Source organism: Knoellia sp. LjRoot47, from assembly GCF_964253435.1.
GTDB lineage: Bacteria > Actinomycetota > Actinomycetes > Actinomycetales > Dermatophilaceae > Knoellia.
Genome location: NZ_CAXUQS020000003.1, coordinates 86489 through 104372, shown reverse-complemented (window position 1 = coordinate 104372; position 17884 = coordinate 86489). Strand labels below are relative to the sequence as shown.

General features: G+C 71.8%; 17 protein-coding genes and 1 pseudogene. 12 read left to right on the top strand and 6 right to left on the bottom strand.

The genetic code is table 11. From position 1 onward, the window contains the following. Positions 1 to 47 precede the first annotated feature (47 nt). Together ACSQ11_RS17040 and ACSQ11_RS17035 are read left to right on the top strand one after the other, a co-directional pair. Positions 48 to 962: a tyrosine recombinase XerC gene (locus tag ACSQ11_RS17040; protein ID WP_436007717.1), complete on the top strand. Its 915-nt coding sequence runs from the start codon at positions 48 to 50 to the stop codon at positions 960 to 962. A gap of 304 nt (positions 963 to 1266) precedes the next feature. Next, positions 1267 to 2172 carry a DUF3152 domain-containing protein gene (locus ACSQ11_RS17035; RefSeq protein ID WP_436007715.1) on the top strand — a complete coding sequence of 302 codons (906 nt, stop codon included), beginning with the start codon at positions 1267 to 1269 and terminating at the stop codon, positions 2170 to 2172. A 4-nt stretch (positions 2173 to 2176) separates the two neighbouring features. Here ACSQ11_RS17035 and ACSQ11_RS17030 read toward each other — a convergent pair whose 3' ends face one another. Continuing rightward, positions 2177 to 2728, bottom strand: coding sequence for a M23 family metallopeptidase (locus ACSQ11_RS17030; protein WP_436007713.1), 552 nt, complete (start codon positions 2726 to 2728; stop codon positions 2177 to 2179). A gap of 170 nt (positions 2729 to 2898) precedes the next feature. Between ACSQ11_RS17030 and ACSQ11_RS17025 the strand changes: the two genes are divergently transcribed. Together ACSQ11_RS17025 and ACSQ11_RS17020 are read left to right on the top strand one after the other, a co-directional pair. Then, positions 2899 to 4329 carry a flavin-containing monooxygenase gene (locus tag ACSQ11_RS17025; protein WP_436007711.1) on the top strand — a complete coding sequence of 477 codons (1431 nt, stop codon included), beginning with the start codon at positions 2899 to 2901 and terminating at the stop codon, positions 4327 to 4329. Further along, complete coding sequence (locus tag ACSQ11_RS17020) at positions 4326 to 5159, top strand: SDR family NAD(P)-dependent oxidoreductase (RefSeq protein WP_436007709.1); 834 nt, start codon at positions 4326 to 4328, stop codon at positions 5157 to 5159. The genes ACSQ11_RS17025 and ACSQ11_RS17020 overlap by 4 nt, the downstream gene beginning before the upstream one ends. 9 nt (positions 5160 to 5168) lie before the next feature. On the opposite strand, the gene ACSQ11_RS17015 is transcribed toward ACSQ11_RS17020, so the two are convergent. Continuing rightward, positions 5169 to 6329, bottom strand: coding sequence for a pyridoxal phosphate-dependent aminotransferase (locus ACSQ11_RS17015; protein WP_436007707.1), 1161 nt, complete (start codon positions 6327 to 6329; stop codon positions 5169 to 5171). 44 nt (positions 6330 to 6373) lie between these two features. Between ACSQ11_RS17015 and ACSQ11_RS17010 the strand changes: the two genes are divergently transcribed. Continuing rightward, entirely contained in the window at positions 6374 to 7069 is a 696-nt protein-coding gene (locus ACSQ11_RS17010; RefSeq protein WP_436007705.1) for a DNA alkylation repair protein, read from the top strand. 107 nt (positions 7070 to 7176) lie between these two features. Here the strand turns inward: ACSQ11_RS17010 and ACSQ11_RS17005 are convergent, their stop codons facing one another. Further along, complete coding sequence (locus tag ACSQ11_RS17005; RefSeq protein WP_436007703.1) at positions 7177 to 7503, bottom strand: DUF1232 domain-containing protein; 327 nt, start codon at positions 7501 to 7503, stop codon at positions 7177 to 7179. 27 nt (positions 7504 to 7530) lie between these two features. Beyond that, positions 7531 to 8713 (bottom strand): annotated as a pseudogene (locus ACSQ11_RS17000) (MFS transporter). A gap of 350 nt (positions 8714 to 9063) precedes the next feature. On the opposite strand from ACSQ11_RS17000, the gene rpsB reads away from it, so the two are divergent. Together rpsB and tsf are read left to right on the top strand one after the other, a co-directional pair. Next, entirely contained in the window at positions 9064 to 9984 is a 921-nt protein-coding gene (gene rpsB / locus ACSQ11_RS16995; RefSeq protein WP_436007701.1) for a 30S ribosomal protein S2, read from the top strand. A 52-nt stretch (positions 9985 to 10036) separates the two neighbouring features. Further along, positions 10037 to 10867: a translation elongation factor Ts gene (gene tsf, locus ACSQ11_RS16990; protein WP_436007699.1), complete on the top strand. Its 831-nt coding sequence runs from the start codon at positions 10037 to 10039 to the stop codon at positions 10865 to 10867. A 149-nt stretch (positions 10868 to 11016) separates the two neighbouring features. Here the strand turns inward: tsf and ACSQ11_RS16985 are convergent, their stop codons facing one another. Next, complete coding sequence (locus ACSQ11_RS16985; RefSeq protein WP_436007697.1) at positions 11017 to 11619, bottom strand: antibiotic biosynthesis monooxygenase; 603 nt, start codon at positions 11617 to 11619, stop codon at positions 11017 to 11019. Positions 11620 to 11710: 91 nt separating this feature from the next. Between ACSQ11_RS16985 and pyrH the strand changes: the two genes are divergently transcribed. The 5 genes from pyrH to ACSQ11_RS16960 all read left to right on the top strand — a co-directional run bounded on the left by pyrH (position 11711) and on the right by ACSQ11_RS16960 (position 16780). Next, the gene (gene pyrH / locus ACSQ11_RS16980) at positions 11711 to 12463 is read left to right on the top strand and encodes a UMP kinase (RefSeq protein ID WP_436007695.1); all 753 of its coding nucleotides are present in this window, start codon (positions 11711 to 11713) and stop codon (positions 12461 to 12463) included. A 94-nt stretch (positions 12464 to 12557) separates the two neighbouring features. Further along, positions 12558 to 13115 (top strand): ribosome recycling factor, encoded by a 558-nt coding sequence (frr, locus tag ACSQ11_RS16975; protein WP_147061606.1) that lies wholly within the window; start codon positions 12558 to 12560, stop codon positions 13113 to 13115. Between the two features lie 20 nt (positions 13116 to 13135). Next, a complete protein-coding gene (locus ACSQ11_RS16970) occupies positions 13136 to 14098 on the top strand; it encodes a phosphatidate cytidylyltransferase (protein WP_436007693.1) in 963 nt (320 codons plus the stop codon). Positions 14099 to 14163: 65 nt separating this feature from the next. Further along, a complete protein-coding gene (gene rlmN / locus ACSQ11_RS16965) occupies positions 14164 to 15387 on the top strand; it encodes a 23S rRNA (adenine(2503)-C(2))-methyltransferase RlmN (protein WP_436007691.1) in 1224 nt (407 codons plus the stop codon). Positions 15388 to 15586: 199 nt separating this feature from the next. Further along, entirely contained in the window at positions 15587 to 16780 is a 1194-nt protein-coding gene (locus tag ACSQ11_RS16960; protein ID WP_436007689.1) for a hypothetical protein, read from the top strand. On the opposite strand, the gene ACSQ11_RS16955 is transcribed toward ACSQ11_RS16960, so the two are convergent. After that, positions 16767 to 17870, bottom strand: a complete 1104-nt coding sequence (locus ACSQ11_RS16955; RefSeq protein WP_436007687.1) for an LOG family protein — start codon at positions 17868 to 17870, stop codon at positions 16767 to 16769. The two genes, ACSQ11_RS16960 and ACSQ11_RS16955, sit on opposite strands and share 14 nt — an antisense overlap. Positions 17871 to 17884: the final 14 nt, after the last annotated feature.

Sequence of the window (17884 nt, the reverse complement as noted above, 5' to 3'; positions counted from 1 at the left end):
CGGGTCGGTGGTTGATCGTTCCCCCACGTGATGAGACGGTGCTGGGTGTGAGTGCCAGCCGCCAGGCCACGGTCGACGCCTTCGAGCGTCACCTGCGTGCTGAGCGCGGACGCTCGCCCCACACGGTGCGTGCCTACCTCGCCGACCTGCGCGACCTCTTCGCCCACCTCGACGGGGACGGCGACGAGACGCCGCTCGCGGAGGTTCGTCTGGCCGACCTGCGCGAGTGGCTCGGCGTCCTCGCGGCCGGTGGCGCCGCCCGGTCCACCATCGCCCGGCGGTCGGCGTCGCTGCGCACCTTCTTCGGCTGGGCGGTGCGGGCCGACCACGTCGACATCGACCCGTCGCTGCGGCTCGTGGCCCCCAAGCGGCACCGCACCCTGCCCCCGGTGCTCGCCAAGGACGATGCTGTCGGTCTGCTCGACGTGGCCGCGGTCGCGGCCGACGACGACGACCCGGTGCACCTGCGCAACCGGGCCGTCCTCGAGCTCCTCTATGCCACGGGAGTGCGCGTCGGCGAGCTCACCGGTCTCGACGTGGACGACCTGGACCTCGAGATCGACGTGATCCGTGTCATCGGCAAGGGTGACAAGGAGCGCCGTGTTCCGTTCGGCCGACCGGCCCGTGAGGCACTCCACGCGTGGCTGCAGCGGGGCCGGCCGCGGCTCGTGGTGGCCGGAAGCGGCGCGGCCCTCTTCCTCGGCAGGAGGGGTGGTCGGCTGGACCCACGACAGGTGCGTACCCTCGTCCACGACATGTTGGCCCATGTGCCCGATGCGCCCGACCTCGGACCGCACGGACTGCGCCACAGCGCGGCGACTCATCTCCTCGAAGGGGGTGCGGACCTGCGCATGGTGCAGGAGCTCTTGGGCCACGCCTCGCTCTCGACGACACAGATCTACACGCATGTATCCATCGAACGGCTCACCTCGTCCTACGTCCAGGCCCACCCACGTGCCTGAGGACCTCGACCTCCCCGACTGGGTGAGCGAACCATCGCGGTCCTCACGTCGTCGGGAGGAGGCCCCTCCTTCCCGCCGCACCGAGCTGCGCAGAGCGGCCGAGCAGCAGAGGCGCTCCGGAGGACGCCGGGGGTCGCGTTCCGCGGATCCGCAGAACGCTCCGAGTGGCCCGAACGGCCCGAGCGCCGCCGGCCCGTCGGCGGGCCCCCACGAGCCGAGGTCGAGCCGACGCGACACCCGGGCTGGTGGGTACGGCGATCCGCGCGGGACGGCCGCCACCCGGGCCGACCGGCGACGAGCCCTGGTGGCGTCGACCCGACGCCGGGAGCCCGTCCGCCCGCCCCGCGCCGTCGAGATGGTGCCTCCCGAGGCCCCTGACGCGAGCACCTCCAGCGACCGCCGCTCCCAGGGCACGGCTCGGCGGCGCGCCAGCACCTCCACTCTCGCCCGCCGCCGGATCGTCGCCGCGCTCGGGCTCACCGCCGTCCTCGCGCTCGCGTTGTGGGCCGCGTGGCCCAGCGCCGAGTCGAGCGGCCCGGGCCGCGAGACGGCTGACCTCACGACGGCAGCGGTCACCCGCTCCGGGTCCGACCCCCTCGCGGCAGCCGAGGACCTCCCGGCGGGCCCGTCGGCGTCCGCGACAGCGGGCTCGACCACGGCGCCGGCCGCCGGTTCCGGGAAGCTCGCCGCTGTGGCCCTCCCGGCGATCGCCGCACCCACCGTCAACCCCAGTCGCACCATCCGGGTCGGGCTCCAGGTCGAACAGGGAGCCGGCGTCGACGCCGCCGAGGTGGCGACCGTGGTCGCGCGCACGCTGGGCGACGCCCGCGGCTGGCAGACGCGGGACCGGGTGAGGTTCCGTGCGGTGGGTCCGGAGGCGACAACGCAGGGCGACGTCGACATCACCATCGTCCTGGCGAGCCCCCGGCTCACCGACGCCCTGTGCAAGCCGCTCGAGACCAACGGGCAGGTGTCGTGCTTCAACCTCCGCAAGGTCGTGCTCAACACGGCCCGCTGGACGGGCGGGGTCGCGGGCTACGGCAAGGACCTCACGGCATACCGGCAGTACATGGTCAACCACGAGATCGGCCACGGGCTCTACCACGGACACGTGGAGTGCCCCCGCAAGGGCGCCCTCGCTCCCGTCATGCTGCAGCAGACCAAGGGACTCGACGGGTGCCGCCCGAACGCCTGGCCGACGCTGCCCTGAGCCCTCAGCGGCCACGTCCCAGCGGCAGGAGGACGACCGGTCCGCCCCCGAGGAGCGGTCGCGGGTCGACGTAGCCCGGGACGCTCACTGCCCCGAGGTGCAGGCACGCGCCCCCGCAGTGCGTCCGTCCGGCGACCACACCGAGGACGTCGCCCGGGCCGACCGCCGAGCCGACGGCCACGGCGCCTCGGACCGGCTCGTAGGTGCTCCGAAGCCCGGACGCGTGGCTCACGCTCACCGTCCCGCGCCCCGCGACGACCCCGACGTGCGTGACGACACCGGCGTCGACCGCGAGCACCGGCTGGCCCTGCCTCGCCGCGAGGTCGAGACCTCGGTGCCCCCGGCCGTACGTGGACCTCGGTGCCACGAACCTGGCCGTCACGGCCGGGCGTGGCTCCACGGGCCACGACCACGACCGACGGAGGGGAACGGGCTCGCGCTGGGCCGACAGGACCCCGGGTCCGGGGGCGGGCGGAGGCGCCACCGCGCCGGGCACGAGGCTTCCCATGACGCCGAGGGCGACGACGGCCCGACGGAGTGCGCTGCGGATCGACATGCCGGCCAGCGTCCGCCCGTCACGCAGCCCTGCGCCAGCCGCGCACCGGGCGCCTGTGGACGACGAGAGCCACGCGACCCACCTGTGGACGGCAGCCGCCGCACGCGCGTGACCAGCAGCACCCACGCATCGGCGCCTCCACGACAGGCTCCGGTGCCATGATCGCGGCCATGGCCTACCTCGTGAAGCAGCGCCATCGTGCGCCCGCGGTCGCTGCGCCCGTCCCGCCCGATCCCACGCTCCCGCGCGCCTGCGTCATCGGAGCAGGCTCGTCGGGCATCGCCGCGGCGAAGGCGCTCGCCGCCGCCCGTGTGCCGTTCGACTGGTTCGAGCAGGGCAGCGTCGTCGGCGGCAACTGGGTCTACGAGAACCCCAACGGCCGCTCCGCCTGCTACGACACCCTCGAGATCAACACCTCGTGCCCGCGGATGGCCTTCTCGGACTTCCCCATGCCGGCCGACTATCCGGCATACGCCCGGCACGACCAGGTGGCCGCCTACTTCGAGGCGTACGTCGACCACTTCGCGCTGCGTGACCGGGTCACGTTCGACACCACGGTCGTCGACGTCTCCCGCGACGACGACGGGACGTGGAGCGTCCGCACCGACGGGCCCGACGGCACCCGCACCCGGACCTACGACGCGGTCCTCGTCGCCAACGGCCACCACTGGGACCCGCGCTGGCCCGAGCCCGCCTACCCGGGCACCTTCGACGGCGAGCAGATCCACGCCCACGACTACCGGTCGGGCGAGCAGCTGCGTGGTCGCGACGTCGTCGTCGTGGGATCCGGCAACTCGGCCCTCGACATCTCGGTCGAGGCGGGCAGGGTCGCGCGGTCCGCGGTCCTGTCGCAGCGCCGCGGCCAGTGGGTCCTGCGCAAGTTCCTCCTCGGCAGGCCGTCCGACCAGGTCGCCCTGCCCGGCTGGTTGCCCTGGTGGGCGACCGCGCTGCGCCTTCGGATCGGCGCCGTCACCTCCGGCAACGTCGCCCGGCTCGGACTGCCCCGTCCGCCGCACAAGCCGGGGCAGTCGCACCCCGTCCAGTCCGAGGGCATCAGGGCCGCGCTGAGATCCGGCGCCGTGACGCCGAAGCCCGGCATCGAGCGGCTCGACGGCGACCGTGTCGTCTTCGTCGACGGCACCAGCGCCCCCGCCGACCTCATTGTCTGGGCGACCGGCTACCGGGTCTCCTTCCCGTTCCTCGACGCGGCGCTCCTGTCGGCGCAGGACAACGACCTGCCGCTCTGGAAGCGCACGGTCCACCCCGACCTTCCCGGCCTCTACTTCATCGGCCTGCTCCAGCCGGTCGGCGCCGTCATGCCTCTCGCCGAGGCCCAAGGGGTCTGGGTCGCCGAGACGCTCGCGGGCCGCTACGCGCCGCCGCCCGCCGACGAGGTGCGCCGGCAGATGGCCGCGGACCACGAGCGCAACCGCCGCCAGTTCTATGCGTCGCCGCGGCACACGATGGAGGTCGACTTCGACCACTACCTCTGGGACCTCGGGCGTGAACGTCGCCGCGGTGCTGCTCGCGCAACGCCGCGCCGTATGCCGTCCGCCCCCGAACCCGGGTCCGTGGACGACGCGTCGGTGCCGGACCCGTGAGCGCCCGCGGTGGCGCGGTGGTCACCGGTGCCGGGGGAGGGCTCGGGAGGGAGATCGCCGTCCGGCTCGGCGCCGTGGGCTTCCACGTGCTCGTCACGGACGTCGACGAGGCGTCCGCCCACGCCACCGCGGCCGAGATCACCGGTGCCGGTGGCACGGCGACGGGACGTCGCCTCGACGTCCGCGACCAGGCGGCGGCCCGAGATGCGGCACGGGCTGCGGTCGAGCGGGCCGGGTCCCTCGCACTGTGGGTCAACAACGCCGGGATCCTCGTCACCGGCCCGGTCTGGGACCAGGACGACGAGCAGCGCCGGCTGATGTTCGAGGTCAACGCGCTCGGCACGATGCACGGCACGGTCGCGGCGCTCGAGGTGATGCGACCGGCCCACCGTGGGCACATCGTCAACGTCGCCTCGCTCGCCGGGCTCGTGTCGGTCCCCGGAGAGGGTGTCTACGCCGCGACCAAGCACGCCGTCGTGGGTCTGAGCACCTCGACGCTCGCCGACCTCCGTGCGGCGGGGGAGCGCGACATCCACATCAGCTGCCTCTGTCCGGACGGCATGTGGACGCCGATGCTCCACGACAGGCTCGACGACCCCGGTGCCTCCATGTCGTTCTCGGGGCAGCTGCTCCAGCCGGCCGACGTCGCCGACGCGGTCCTCGCGCTGATCGACCGGCCCCGACCTGTCCTCGCGCTGCCCCGGTGGCGCGGCGTCGAGGTCCGACTCTTCGACCTCGTCCCGAGCCTGGCCATGCGCGCCGTGCCCCTCGTCGTGCGGCTCAGCCGTATCCAGCAGAGGGCCGCCGCGAGGCGCCTGCGCCGCCAGTAGCAGGACGGTTCAGGCGCGCAGTGCCGACAGCCGCACCGCGGCCTCGCGCAGCACGTCGTCCTGCTTGCAGAAGGCGAAGCGGACGAGCGTGCGCGCGGCGTCGGCGTCGTCGTGGAAGACCGAGACCGGCACCCCGGCGACCCCGGCCCGGCCCGGGAGCTCACGGCAGAACTCGAGCGCATCGGTCGCACCGAGCGGCGCAGCGTCGGCGATGACGAAGTACGTCCCGCCGGGCACGGAGACGTCGAGCCCGATGTCGCGCAGCGCGGTGACGAGGACGTCACGCTTGGCCTGCAACGACCGGGAGAGACCGGCATACACGTCGTCGCCGAGACCCAACCCGACCGCGACCGCCGGCTGGAACGGTCCGGAGCCGACGTAGGTGAGGAACTGCTTGACCGTCCGCACGGCAGCGACCGCCTCGGCCGGCCCGGACACCCAGCCGACCTTCCACCCCGTCGTCGAGAACGTCTTGCCCGCCGACGAGATCGTCAGCGTCCGCTCCGCCATGCCCGGCAGGGTCGCGACCGGCACGTGCTCGAGGCCGTCGAAGACGAGGTGCTCGTAGACCTCGTCGGTGACGACCCACGCGTCGTGCTCCCTGGCCAGCGAGCAGATGAGGTCGAGCTCGGCGCGCGTGAAGACCTTGCCGGTCGGGTTGTGCGGCGTGTTGAGCAGGACGAGCCGGGTGCGCGACGAGAACGCCGCCCGCAGCGACTCCTCGTCGACGGCGAAGTCCGGGAAGCGCAGCACCGACGTCCGGCGCACGGCTCCCGCGAGGGCGATCGACGCGGCATACGAGTCGTAGTAGGGCTCGAAGGTGACGACCTCGTCGCCGGTCTCGCACAGCGCGAGGATCGTCGCGGCGATGGCCTCGGTGGCGCCGACCGTGACGAGCACCTCGCGTCGTGGGTCGAGGTCGAGACCGTAGAAACGCTTCTGGTGCACCGCGATCGCGTCGAGCAGCTCGGGCACGCCGGGGCCGGGCGGGTACTGGTTGCGGCCACCGTCGATCGCGGCCTTCGCGGCGTCGAGGACCTCCTGTGGCCCGTCGGTGTCGGGGAACCCCTGACCGAGGTTGAGCGCGCCGTGCTCGACGGCGAGCCCGGACATCTCCGCGAAGATCGTCGAGCCGAAGCCCTGCATCCGGTGCACGAGAGGCGAATCCATGATTCGCAGGCTACGCGTCAGGCGCCGGGCCTACGCTCGGCGACATGACCGACCGCGGCACGGAGCTCGTCGACGCCCTGCGCGCCGCGCTGCGCACCGGTGCCGACGCCGAGCGCGCTGTCGGTCAGCAGGGCTACATGAAGAGCGCCATGCCCTTCCTCGGCCTCACCTCGCCGGGCCGCCGGGCCCTCGTGCGGCCGCTGCTCGCGGACCCCGCGCTGCGCCTCGACACCCGCAAGGCCTTCGAGCGCGCCGTCCTCACCCTCTGGGACGAGGCCGCGTTTCGCGAAGAGAGGTATGCCGCACTCGACCTCCTCCGCCACCGCACCTACCGCTCGTGGCGCGACCCGGACGTCATGCCGCTCGTCGAGCACCTCGTCGTCACGGGCGCGTGGTGGGACCTCGTCGACGAGACCTCGAACGTCGTCGGCGAGGTGCTGCTCCTCGACCCCGAGGGGGAGGGGCTGCGGATGCGCGACTGGTCCGAGCGCGAGAGCCTCTGGCTGCGGCGCTCGGCGATCATCAGCCAGCTCCGGCACAAGGAGCGCACCGACACCGACCTGCTCGAGGCCGTCATCGAGCCCAACCTCGACGACCACGAGTTCTTCATCCGCAAGGCCATCGGGTGGGCGCTGCGCCAGTACGCCCGGACCGACCCGGTGTGGGTGCAGACCTTCGTCGACCGGCACACCCACCGCCTGTCGGGGCTGAGCCGCCGTGAGGCCCTCAAGCACCTCTGAGGTCCTCACGGTCGCCGTTGTCGGGCCCACGTCGCGTCGTCGGGGCCGGAGCAGCCCCCGACGACGCGGGCTTGCCCCGACAACCGCCCGGCAACGCCCGGCGACCCCTACGAGGGCGGCCGGGTCGAGCCCCGGCGGCGCTTCCGGCCGAAGTCCACGCCGGAGTCGCGGAGCACCGTGCGCGCCCGCGCCAGCCGCAGCGCGACGAGGACGGCGACGCCCACGACGCCGGCGTCGTCGACAAGACCCAGCGGCCCGACCAGGGCTTCGGGGATGACGTCGACGGGGACGACGAGGTAGAAACCGGCGGTCGCCAGAGCGACGACGCCGCGCGGAGGGATCCGGTAGCGCCACATGAGCAGACCGACGACCGCGAGGAAGAGGCCGAGGAGCACCGCGACCGCGATGAGCACGGTCCGCACGACGTCATCCATGCGCCTCAGTGTCCACGGCGCGACGGGTCAGGTGGCGGCGGGGTCGTCGTCGCCCGCGTGCGCGATCGAGTCGAGCTGGCGCCACACGAGCGCGAGGATGACGGCGGTGCCAACGAACGCGAACCAGAACGGCGGTGAGCCCCCACTGCTCGGCGATCGGCCCGCCGATGGCCTGCCCGATGACGAGCCCCAGGAAGAGGCCGGTGACGTAGACGCTCCCGACCCGGCCCTGGTATGCCGTGGGCACGGCTCGCTGCCGGACCGTCACGCTCACCGTCCCCCACGTGAAGGCGTAGGCGCCGAAGACGAACATGATGCCGATGGCGACGGCACCGTTCGGCGCCAGCGCGAGGGCGAGGTGGGTGAGCACCTCGGCGACGAGGCACACCTTCATGAGCAGGGCGAGGGAGAGGCGGCTCGAGACCCGCCCGAACGACGCGGTGGCGACGACGCCACCGACGGCGCTCGCCGTCGTGAGCAGGCCGAAGCCGACCTCGCCCATGTCGAGGTGGTCGAGGGCATAGAGCACGAGCACCGACCACGCAGCGCCCCACGTGATGTTGAAGGTGAGGATGACCAGCGCGAGGGTGCGCATCGCCGCGTGGTGGCGGATCCAGCGCAGGCCCTCGCGGATGTCGGCGCGCACGTGCGTCTCGACGGTGCCGCGCACGCCCCCTCGGGGCAGCTCCATCCGGCTCACGAGGAGGACCGCGAGCACGACGAGCGGGACCTGGGTGACGAACGGCCACACCGTCCCGGCGGCGAAGAGGAACGCCCCGACGGGCGGCCCGACGAGCTGGTTGGCGGTGAGGTAGCCGGCCTGGAGGCGGACCTGGCCGATCCGGAGGTCGTCGCGGCGGACGAGCATCGGGAGCAGCGTGCCCGAGGTCGAGTCGGCGAAGACCTCGCACACGCCGTAGACGAACATCGTCGCGAGGACGACGCCGATCGACACGTGCTCGGTGACGATGAACCCGCACAGCACGAGCACCACGAGGGCCCGCAACGTGTTGGCCGTGACGATGATGCGCTTGCGGTCGAGCCGGTCGGCGATGGCGCCGGCCCACAGGCCGAAGAGGAGCCAGGGTGCCCGCTGGAGCAGGGCGGCCATGGCGACGAGGGTGGCGTTGCGGGTCTGCGACGCCACGAGCAGGGGGCCGGCCGCGAGCGCGATGCCGTCACCGATGTTGCTCGTCCACGAGGCCGACATGAGCCACCGGAAGGGCTGCCCGAGCCGCACGGGCGCGACGATCTCCCCCAGGCGTGACACGAGGGGGAACCCTACGCCCGAGCCGGCCGCCCCGCCGGGCAGCGCCCCGCACGACACCGATTTCTCCGCAGCAGCGCCGGAGCGTACGATGGACCGCGGTTTTCGTGTGCTCGCACGCGGACACCAAATTCGCGCGTTCCACCGCCGCTGACTGGATCACCACGAAGCGGGGACGCACCACGACAGTCCGGAGCCACACGGCATACGGCGGGGTGCGTCAGGACGTCAGGCAGGTGCCCACAATCCGTGGGTCACCGACGCAACTGAAACAAGCACAAGGAGAACACGGCATGGCCGTCGTCACCATGCGCCAGCTCCTCGAGAGCGGCGTCCACTTCGGGCACCAGACCCGTCGCTGGAACCCGAAGATGAAGCGCTTCATCATGACCGAGCGCAACGGGATCTACATCATCGACCTGCAGCAGTCGGTGACCTACATCAACAACGCCTACGAGTTCGTGCGCGAGACCGTCGCCCACGGTGGCTCGATCCTCTTCGTCGGCACGAAGAAGCAGGCCCAAGAGCCCATCGCCGAGCAGGCGACGCGCGTCGGCATGCCCTACGTCAACCACCGCTGGCTCGGTGGCATGCTCACCAACTTCCAGACGATCTCCAAGCGTCTGACCCGCCTCGTCGAGCTCGACGAGATCGACTTCGACGACGTCGCGAGCTCGGGCCGCACCAAGAAGGAGCTCCTGCTCCTCAAGCGTGAGCGCGACAAGCTCGACAAGACCCTCGGTGGCATCCGTGGCATGGCCAAGGTCCCGTCCGCCGTGTGGATCGTCGACACCAAGAAGGAGCACCTCGCGGTCGACGAGGCGCGCAAGCTCGGCCTCCCGGTCATCGCGATCCTCGACACCAACTGCGACCCCGACGAGGTCGACTACAAGATCCCCGGCAACGACGACGCGATCCGCTCCGTCACGCTGCTGACGCGGGTCATCGCCGACGCCGTGGCCGAGGGCCTCATCGCGCGTTCGGGTGGCAACGCCGCCGCGGACACCGAGGGCGCCGACGAGCCGCTCGCCGAGTGGGAGCGCGAGCTGCTCGGTGGCGACGCCGAGGCTGCTGCCGAGACCGCTGAGACCGTGGCCCCCGAGGCCGGCGCGACGGCTGCCGCCGACGCGACCGAGGCCGCCCCGGCCGACGCCGAGGCTGCTCCCGCCGAGGCCCCGGCCGACGCCGAGGCTGCTCCGGCCGAGCAGGCCTGAGCCACACCACCTTCTCCGTCCGTCTTTCCAACAGAAAGAAGCGCACACACACATGGCGAACTACACCGCCGCTGACATCAAGGCGCTCCGTGAGTCCACGGGTGCCGGCATGCTCGACGTCAAGAAGGCTCTCGACGAGGCCGACGGCGACCAGGCCAAGGCCACCGAGATCCTGCGCGTCAAGGGCCTCAAGGGCGTGACCAAGCGTGAGGGTCGCACCACCTCCAACGGTCTGGTCATCGCCAAGGCCGAGGGTGGCGTCGGCACGCTCGTCGAGGTCCTCTGCGAGACCGACTTCGTCGCCAAGGGCGAGAAGTTCATCGCCCTGGCCGAGCAGGTCTTCGACCAGGCCGTCGCCGTCAAGGCAGCCAACGCGGAGGAGCTCCTCGCGAGCACCCTCCCCGAAGGCCAGACGGTCCAGGAGCTCCTCGACTCGTCCAACGCGACGATCGGCGAGAAGATCGAGGTCAAGCGCGTTGCTCGCGTCGAGGCCCCGAACGTCGCCGCGTACCTCCACAAGACGAGCCCCGACCTGCCTGCGCAGATCGGCGTCCTCGTGGCGACCGAGGGTGGCGACGAGTCCGTCGCCCGTGACGTCGCGATGCACATCGCCGCGTTCAGCCCGACCGTCCTCACGCGTGACGAGGTCGACGCCGAGACGGTCGAGAACGAGCGTCGCGTCGCCGAGGCCACGGCCAAGGAGGAGGGCAAGCCCGAGGCTGCGCTCCCGAAGATCGTCGAGGGTCGCGTCAACGGCTTCTTCAAGGAGAACGTCCTGCTCGAGCAGCCGTTCGCCAAGGAGCCGAAGAAGACCGTCGCCAAGGTCCTCGAGGAGGCCGGCGCCACGGCCACGTCCTTCGCCCGCTTCCGCGTGGGTGGCTGACCCTTCGGTCCGACTCCCGCTGGAAACAGCATCAGGTATGCCGTCCGCTCACCCGAGCGGGCGGCATACCTGCGTCTTGGGGTCGACAAGGACCGACTGATTGCCCTTGGGTGAGATCGTCGCTGCGCTCCTCACTCACCCAAGGGCAATCAGTCGGGGGTGCCGCGGGTGAGCCACGGGTGGAACAGCCGCGTCATCCTCGGGAGGATGAGGTAGGTCATGAGCGGGGTCGCGACGAGCGTCGAGAGCAGCACGCGAGCCCAGGCCGGCCAGCCGCCGGTGAAGGGCCCGAAGAGGTAGGTCAGCGTCACCGAGGTCGGGAAGAACGCGAGCCAGATGACGACCATCTGCTTCCACCGCGGGGGAGCGGGCGGTGCGGCCGGCGCCGAGAGGTCCGTGGTGTCGCGCTCCTCGGGCTCGTCGAACCAGCCCTCGATCCCGGTGCGGTGCTCGATCCGGGTGTCCTCGACGAGGTTGGTGCCGGCGGTGAGCCATCGGTTGCGCTCGGTGGACTCCTGCCAGGTCGCGAGGGACTCACGCGAGTCGAACCGGTAGAGCATGTGCCAGTCGGTCGACTGTCGCGACGGGCGCACCCATCCGGACCCGAGGAAGCCGGGGAAGTGGCTCGCCATCTGGGTGCCGGCATCGGCCCACGCGCGCATGAGCAGCTCGTCCTCGGGACGGACCCGTCGGGTGATGGCGACGGTCACGGGACCGGCGTTCGACGACGGCGGTGCAGGGGTGTCGGTCACGGCTCCCAGTGTGCCAACCCGGAGGCGGCGGACTCCCGCCCGGTGTGCGAGGATTCGGGGCACCGCCAGCAGACACTGCCGAGGAGGCACGGTGACCACTGACGTCCAGACGCAGCTCGCTCCGACGACCACCGCAGGGCGCCCGCCACGGGTGTTGCTCAAGCTCAGCGGCGAGGTGTTCGGCGGCGGCAAGATCGGCGTCGACCCCGACGTCGTGCGCGGCATCGCCCGTCAGATCGCCGAGGCCATCCGGCAGGGCACCCAGGTCGCGATCGTCGTCGGCGGAGGCAACTTCTTCCGCGGCGCCGAGCTCCAGCAGAAGGGCATGGAGCGCTCGCGCGCCGACTACATCGGCATGCTCGGCACGGTGATGAACTGCCTCGCGCTCCAGGACTTCCTCGAGAAGGAAGGCATCGACACCCGCGTGCAGACGGCCATCGCCATGGGCCAGGTCGCCGAGCCCTACATCCCTCGTCGCGCGATCCGCCACCTCGAGAAGGGGCGTGCGGTGATCTTCGGTGCCGGAGCCGGTATGCCGTACTTCTCCACCGACACCGTGAGCGCGCAGCGGGCCCTCGAGTGCCAGTGCGACATGGTGCTCATGTCCAAGAGCGGGGTCGACGGGGTCTACGACTCCGACCCGCGGAGCAACCCCGACGCCCGCAAGCTCGACACCGTGACCTACTCCGACGCGTTGCGCCGGGGCCTCAAGGTCGTCGACGCCGCCGCGTTCAGCCTCTGCATGGAGAACGGGCTGCCGATGAGGGTCTTCGGCATGGAGGGCGAGGGCAACATCACCCGCGCGCTCCTCGGTGAGCCGATGGGCACCCTCGTCACGGCCTGAGGGCCCACGGCTGCGGCGTTCGCGCCATTGTTTGACAGACTGGACCGTGGCCGCCCCACCGGGCGGCACGGCATACCGAAGGAGACCTGCGCCCATGATCGACGACACCATGCTCGAGGCCGAGGAGAAGATGGAGAAGGCCGTCGAGGTCGCCAAGGACAACCTGTCCGGCATCCGCACGGGCCGCGCCCACCCCGGCATGTTCAACAAGGTCGTCGTCGACTACTACGGCGCGCCGACCCCGCTGCAGCAGCTCGCGTCGTTCCAGACGCCCGAGGCGCGCACGATCCTCATCAGCCCGTTCGACAAGGGCGCCATGGCCAACATCGAGAAGGCCCTGCGCGACGCCGACCTCGGCGTGAACCCCTCCAACGACGGCAACATCATCCGGTGCGTCCTGCCGCAGCTCACCGAGGAGCGGCGCAAGGAGTACATCAAGATGGCCCGCAGCCAGGGTGAGGACGCCAAGGTCGCGATCCGTAACATCCGGCGCCAGGCCAAGGAGTCCATCGAGAAGCTCGTCAAGGACGGCGACGTCGGCGAGGACGAGGGCTCGCGCGCGGAGAAGGACCTCGAGTCCACGACGAAGAAGTACGTCGACACCGTCGACGAGGTGCTCAAGAGCAAGGAGACCGAGCTGCTCGAGGTCTGACCTCGGGTGGACGTCTCGCCATGAGCGACTCTTCGACGACGGAGGACCCCGCGACGCCGGCTGCGGACGCCACGACCCAGGACCCGGCGGCTGCGTCCCGGGCGTCGACGGCCTCTTCGACGGCCTCTGCGGCGGCCTCTTCGGCGGGCTCGGCCAAGCCGAGGACGAGGGCCGGCCGGGACCTGCCGGCGGCCATCGGCGTCGGTGTCGGCCTCGCCGTCGTCGTCATCGCCTCACTCGTCTTCCACCGGGAGCTCTTCCTCCCGGTGCTCGTCGTCGCGATCGTCCTCGGCGCGTGGGAGATGCGCCGCGCGATCCGGCAGGCCGGGGTCGACGTGCCGTTCGTGCCCGTCGTCATCGGCGCGGTCTCGATGCTGCTGTCGGCGTACTACCGCGGGCCGGAGGCGCTCGTCCTGACCTTCGGTCTCACCTGCATCGGCGTGCTCGTCTGGCGGGTCGCTGACGGCCTCGACGGCGCGATGCGCGACATCGGCGGTGCGCTGTTCGTCGCGCTCTACCCGTGCTTCCTCGGTGGGTTCGCGTCGCTGCTGCTGGCGCCCGACGACGGGCACCTGCGGATCATCTACTTCGTCCTCGTGACCGTGGCCTCCGACATCGGCGGCTACGCCTTCGGGGTCTTCCTCGGCAAGCACCCCATGGCGCCGTCGCTGTCCCCCAAGAAGTCGTGGGAGGGCTTTGGCGGGTCGGTCCTCACCTGCGCCCTCGTCGGTGCCCTCGGCCTGATCTCCCTGCTCGACGGTGTGTGGTGGCAGGGCGCCGTCATCGGGGCGATCGTCGCCGCCGCGGCCACGGTCGGGGACCTCATCGAGTCGAGCCTCAAGCGCGACCTCGGGATCAAGGACATGGGGACCCTGCTGCCGGGTCACGGCGGGCTCATGGACCGGTTGGACTCGCTCGTCGTCTGCATCCCGGTCGTGTGGGCGCTGCTCCTGTGGGCCGCCCCGGTCACCCCCGGATCCTGACCACTCGGTCGTCCCCGTGGCCGCAGGTTGGCCGCGGGCGGGGCGACTGAGAGACTGGTGTCCTCATGACCTCACTTCCCGAACCCCGCGTCGGCCGTCCCGAGCCGGGGCAGCTGACCTTCCAGGCGCCGCGCCGCGGCAAGCCGCCACGCCACCTCGCCGACCTCACCCCCGCCGAGCGCAAGGCGGCCGTCGAGGAGCTCGGCCACAAGGGCTTTCGCGCCAAGCAGCTGTCGACGCACTACTTCGAGCGGCTCGTCGAGTCGCCCGAGGAGATGACCGACCTGCCCAAGGCCGTGCGCGACCAGCTCGTCGCCGACCTGCTGCCCCCGCTGCTCACGCCGGTGCGCACCCTCGAGGCCGACCGTGGCGCCACGCTCAAGTCGGTGTGGCGCCTCCACGACGGCGCCCTCGTCGAGTCGGTGCTCATGCGCTACCCACGCCGCGTGACGATCTGCATCTCGAGCCAGGCCGGCTGTGGCATGAACTGCCCCTTCTGCGCCACCGGTCAGGCCGGGCTCACCCGCAACATGTCGGCCGCGGAGATCGTCGAGCAGGTCGTCGACGCCAACCGCAAGCTGCGCCACGGTGCCCTGCCGGCGATCGGCGCCACCCACCCCGCGGAGGCCGGGCTCGGCGACGAGTCCGAGGAGGACGCCGACGAGGCCGACACGTCGGGCCCCGGACCGCAGCGCGTGAGCAACGTCGTCTTCATGGGCATGGGCGAGGCGTTGGCCAACTACAAGGCCGCGATCGGCGCGATCCGCCGCCTCACCGACCCCAGCCCCGACGGACTCGGCATGAGCGCGCGCGGCATCACGATGTCGACGGTCGGCCTCGTCCCCGGCATCGACAAGCTCACCGCGGAGGGCATCCCGGTGACCCTCGCGCTCAGCCTGCATGCCCCCGACGACGAGCTGCGTGACGAGCTCGTCCCGATCAACACCCGCTGGAAGGTCGACGAGGCGCTCGACGCGGCCTACCGCTACTACGAGGCGACCGGCCGCCGCGTGAGCATCGAGTACGCCCTCATCAAGGACATCAACGACCACGCCTGGCGCGCCGACCTCCTCGGCGAGAAGCTCGTCGCCCGCGGCAAGGGCTGGGTCCACGTCAACCCGATCCCGCTCAACCCGACGCCCGGATCGAAGTGGACGGCCTCGCGCCGGGGCGTCGAGCAGCAGTTCGTCGAGCGCTTGCGCGCCCACGGCATCCCGACGACGGTGCGCGACACCCGAGGCTCGGACATCGACGGCGCCTGCGGCCAGCTCGCCGCCGCGACCGACTGAGCGGGAGGCGACGACACGGCATACGGGCTCTGCGTCCGTATGCCGTTCGCCCGCCTTCCTCAGGCCGGCGCCGCGCTCGCTACGGACGTCCACCGGGAACGCGGGCGCGCGGCGCGGAAGCCGGGTCACGCGACTGAGACGTGGGCCGGTGTCGTTCGGTTCCCGTGGGGCGCCCAGCCGGCGCGACTACTCTGGGGCGATGCGCCTGCGTCTCGTCGCGGCCGGCATCGTCGCCGCCCTCACCCTCTCCGCCTGCGGCGGCACGCTGCCCGACAACCTGCGTGGCGAGGAGTCGCACGGCGCAAGCAGCCACGCCGCGTCGTCATCACCCGCGAAGGCGGGGGCGAAGGCGAAGCCCGAGGCCCCCGAGGTCGCGCTGCGCGCCGGCGAGACCTTCCAGGAGATCTCGATGGCCGCCGCGTACACGCCGAAGGCGCCCTACGGCAGCGGCACCGACGACTACCGGTGCTTCCTCGTCGACCCGAAGTTCGCGCAGGACATGATCGTCAGCGGCGTCAAGGTCGAGCCCGACAACCCCGACGCCGTGCACCACGTCATCCTCTACAAGGTCGAGCCGCAGGACGTCGCGGCGGCTCATGCACAAGACGCCTCCGACCCGGGCGACGGCTGGACCTGCTTCGGCGGGACCGGCATCAAGGGGGGCGCGGCCGCGCAGATCAACAGCGCCGAGTGGGTCGCGGCCTGGGCGCCCGGCGGCGGCGAGCGCGTCATGGCCAAGGACATCGGCATCCCGCTGGCCAAGGGGTCGCAGCTCGTGATGCAGATGCACTACAACCTCCTCGTCGGGGACGGCGCGGACCAGAGCAGCGCCCGGCTGCGTCTCACGCCGGCCTCCGCCGGGACCAAGACGCCGCTGCACACGATGCTGCTTCCGGCCCCGGTCGAGCTGCCGTGCCGCAAGGGCACGCCCGGCGAGCTGTGCGCGCGCACCCCGGCCGTGGCCGACATCCGCAAGCGCTTCGGCGAGCAGGTGGCCACGGCCGACCTGCTGCACCTGCTGTGCGGCCCGCTCGAGCCGGGGCCGACCCAGTCCTGCACCCGCCCGGTCACCGAGCCCGGGCAGATCCGCGCGGTCGCCGGGCACATGCACCTGCTTGGCCGGTCGATCACCGTCGACGTCAACAAGGGCACCCCCAAAGCCAAGCGGGTGCTCGACCTCCCGGTGTGGAACTTCGACGACCAGGACGCCGTCCCCCTGCCCAAGCCGGTCGCGGTGAAGAAGGGCGACACCCTCACCGTGACGTGCACGCATGACCAGGCGCTGCGCGACGTGCTCCCGGCCTACCAGGGCACCAAGGAGCGCTACGTCGCCTGGGGCGAGGGCACGACCGACGAGATGTGCCTCGGGATCGTCCTGCTCACCCGCGGCTGAGGACGATGTCGGCGGCCTCGTCGATGTCGTCGACGAGGTGCACGACGCGGCCCAGACCACGGTCGCGGCCCAACGCCTCGATGGCGTGCCACACCGGGACGTCCTGCGACCAGTGGTCGACGCCGACGAGCACGAGCGGGGGCAGGACCCCGCCCTCCTCGGCGTAGTACAGCGGCGTGATCGACTGGAAGATCTCCTGCACCGTCCCGGCCGCGCCGTGGAGGACGACGAGCCCGCCGGTCGAGCGCGCGAGGAGTCCGTCCTCGCGGATGGCGTTGCTGAAGTACTTCGCGATGCCGTTGCAGAAGACGTTGGGCGGCTCGTGCCCGTAGAACCACGTGGGAATGCCGACGCTGCGAACCCGGCTGTCCGGCAATGGAACTCGTACGAGCTCGTCATAGGTCTCGAGCGCGACCGCGGCCCAGTCCCGGGTCGACGGACGGAACGAGGGTATGCCGGCCAGTCGCCCGAGCGCCTCCGTCATCGCCTCGGGTGACGGGCTGAGGGCGCCGAGGTTCGCGGCCTCCATCGCGCCGGGACCGCCACCGGTCGCGACGACGAGTCCCGCGGAGGCGAGCCGGTGCCCCAGACGGGCGGCACCGGCATACGCCTCGCTGTCGCGCGTCAGCGCGTGACCACCCATGACCCCGACGACGGGTGCGTTACCGAGGAACTCGCCCAGCGCGTCGCTCACCGAGTCGTCGTGGATGGCGCGGAGCAGGGTGACGAAGACGTCGTGGCGCACGTCCGCGTCGCGCGCCCACGTGTAGGCGCGGGCGTCAGGGGTGCTCTCGTAGCCGTAGCGGTCGAGCCCCGCATAGAGCTCGTGCGGCTGGTAGAGCGTGGCGCGGTAGGGGTTGACCGGCGCGTGCGGGTCGGTGGGGAAGACGAGCGCGCCGTGGAGGCGGAGGTGCTCGTCGAGCTCGGGGGAGAGGCGGCCCCCGAGGACGACGATCCCCTCGAGGTCGGTGCGGGCGAGCAGCCGGGACTCGTGCCGGGTGAGGTCGAGGTCCTGGATCCGCAGACCCCGCAGTGGCGCGCCGCTGGTGAGGGCCGCGTCGAGGTCGCGCAACGTCTCGATCTCGTCCATGGTCTCCATCCTGC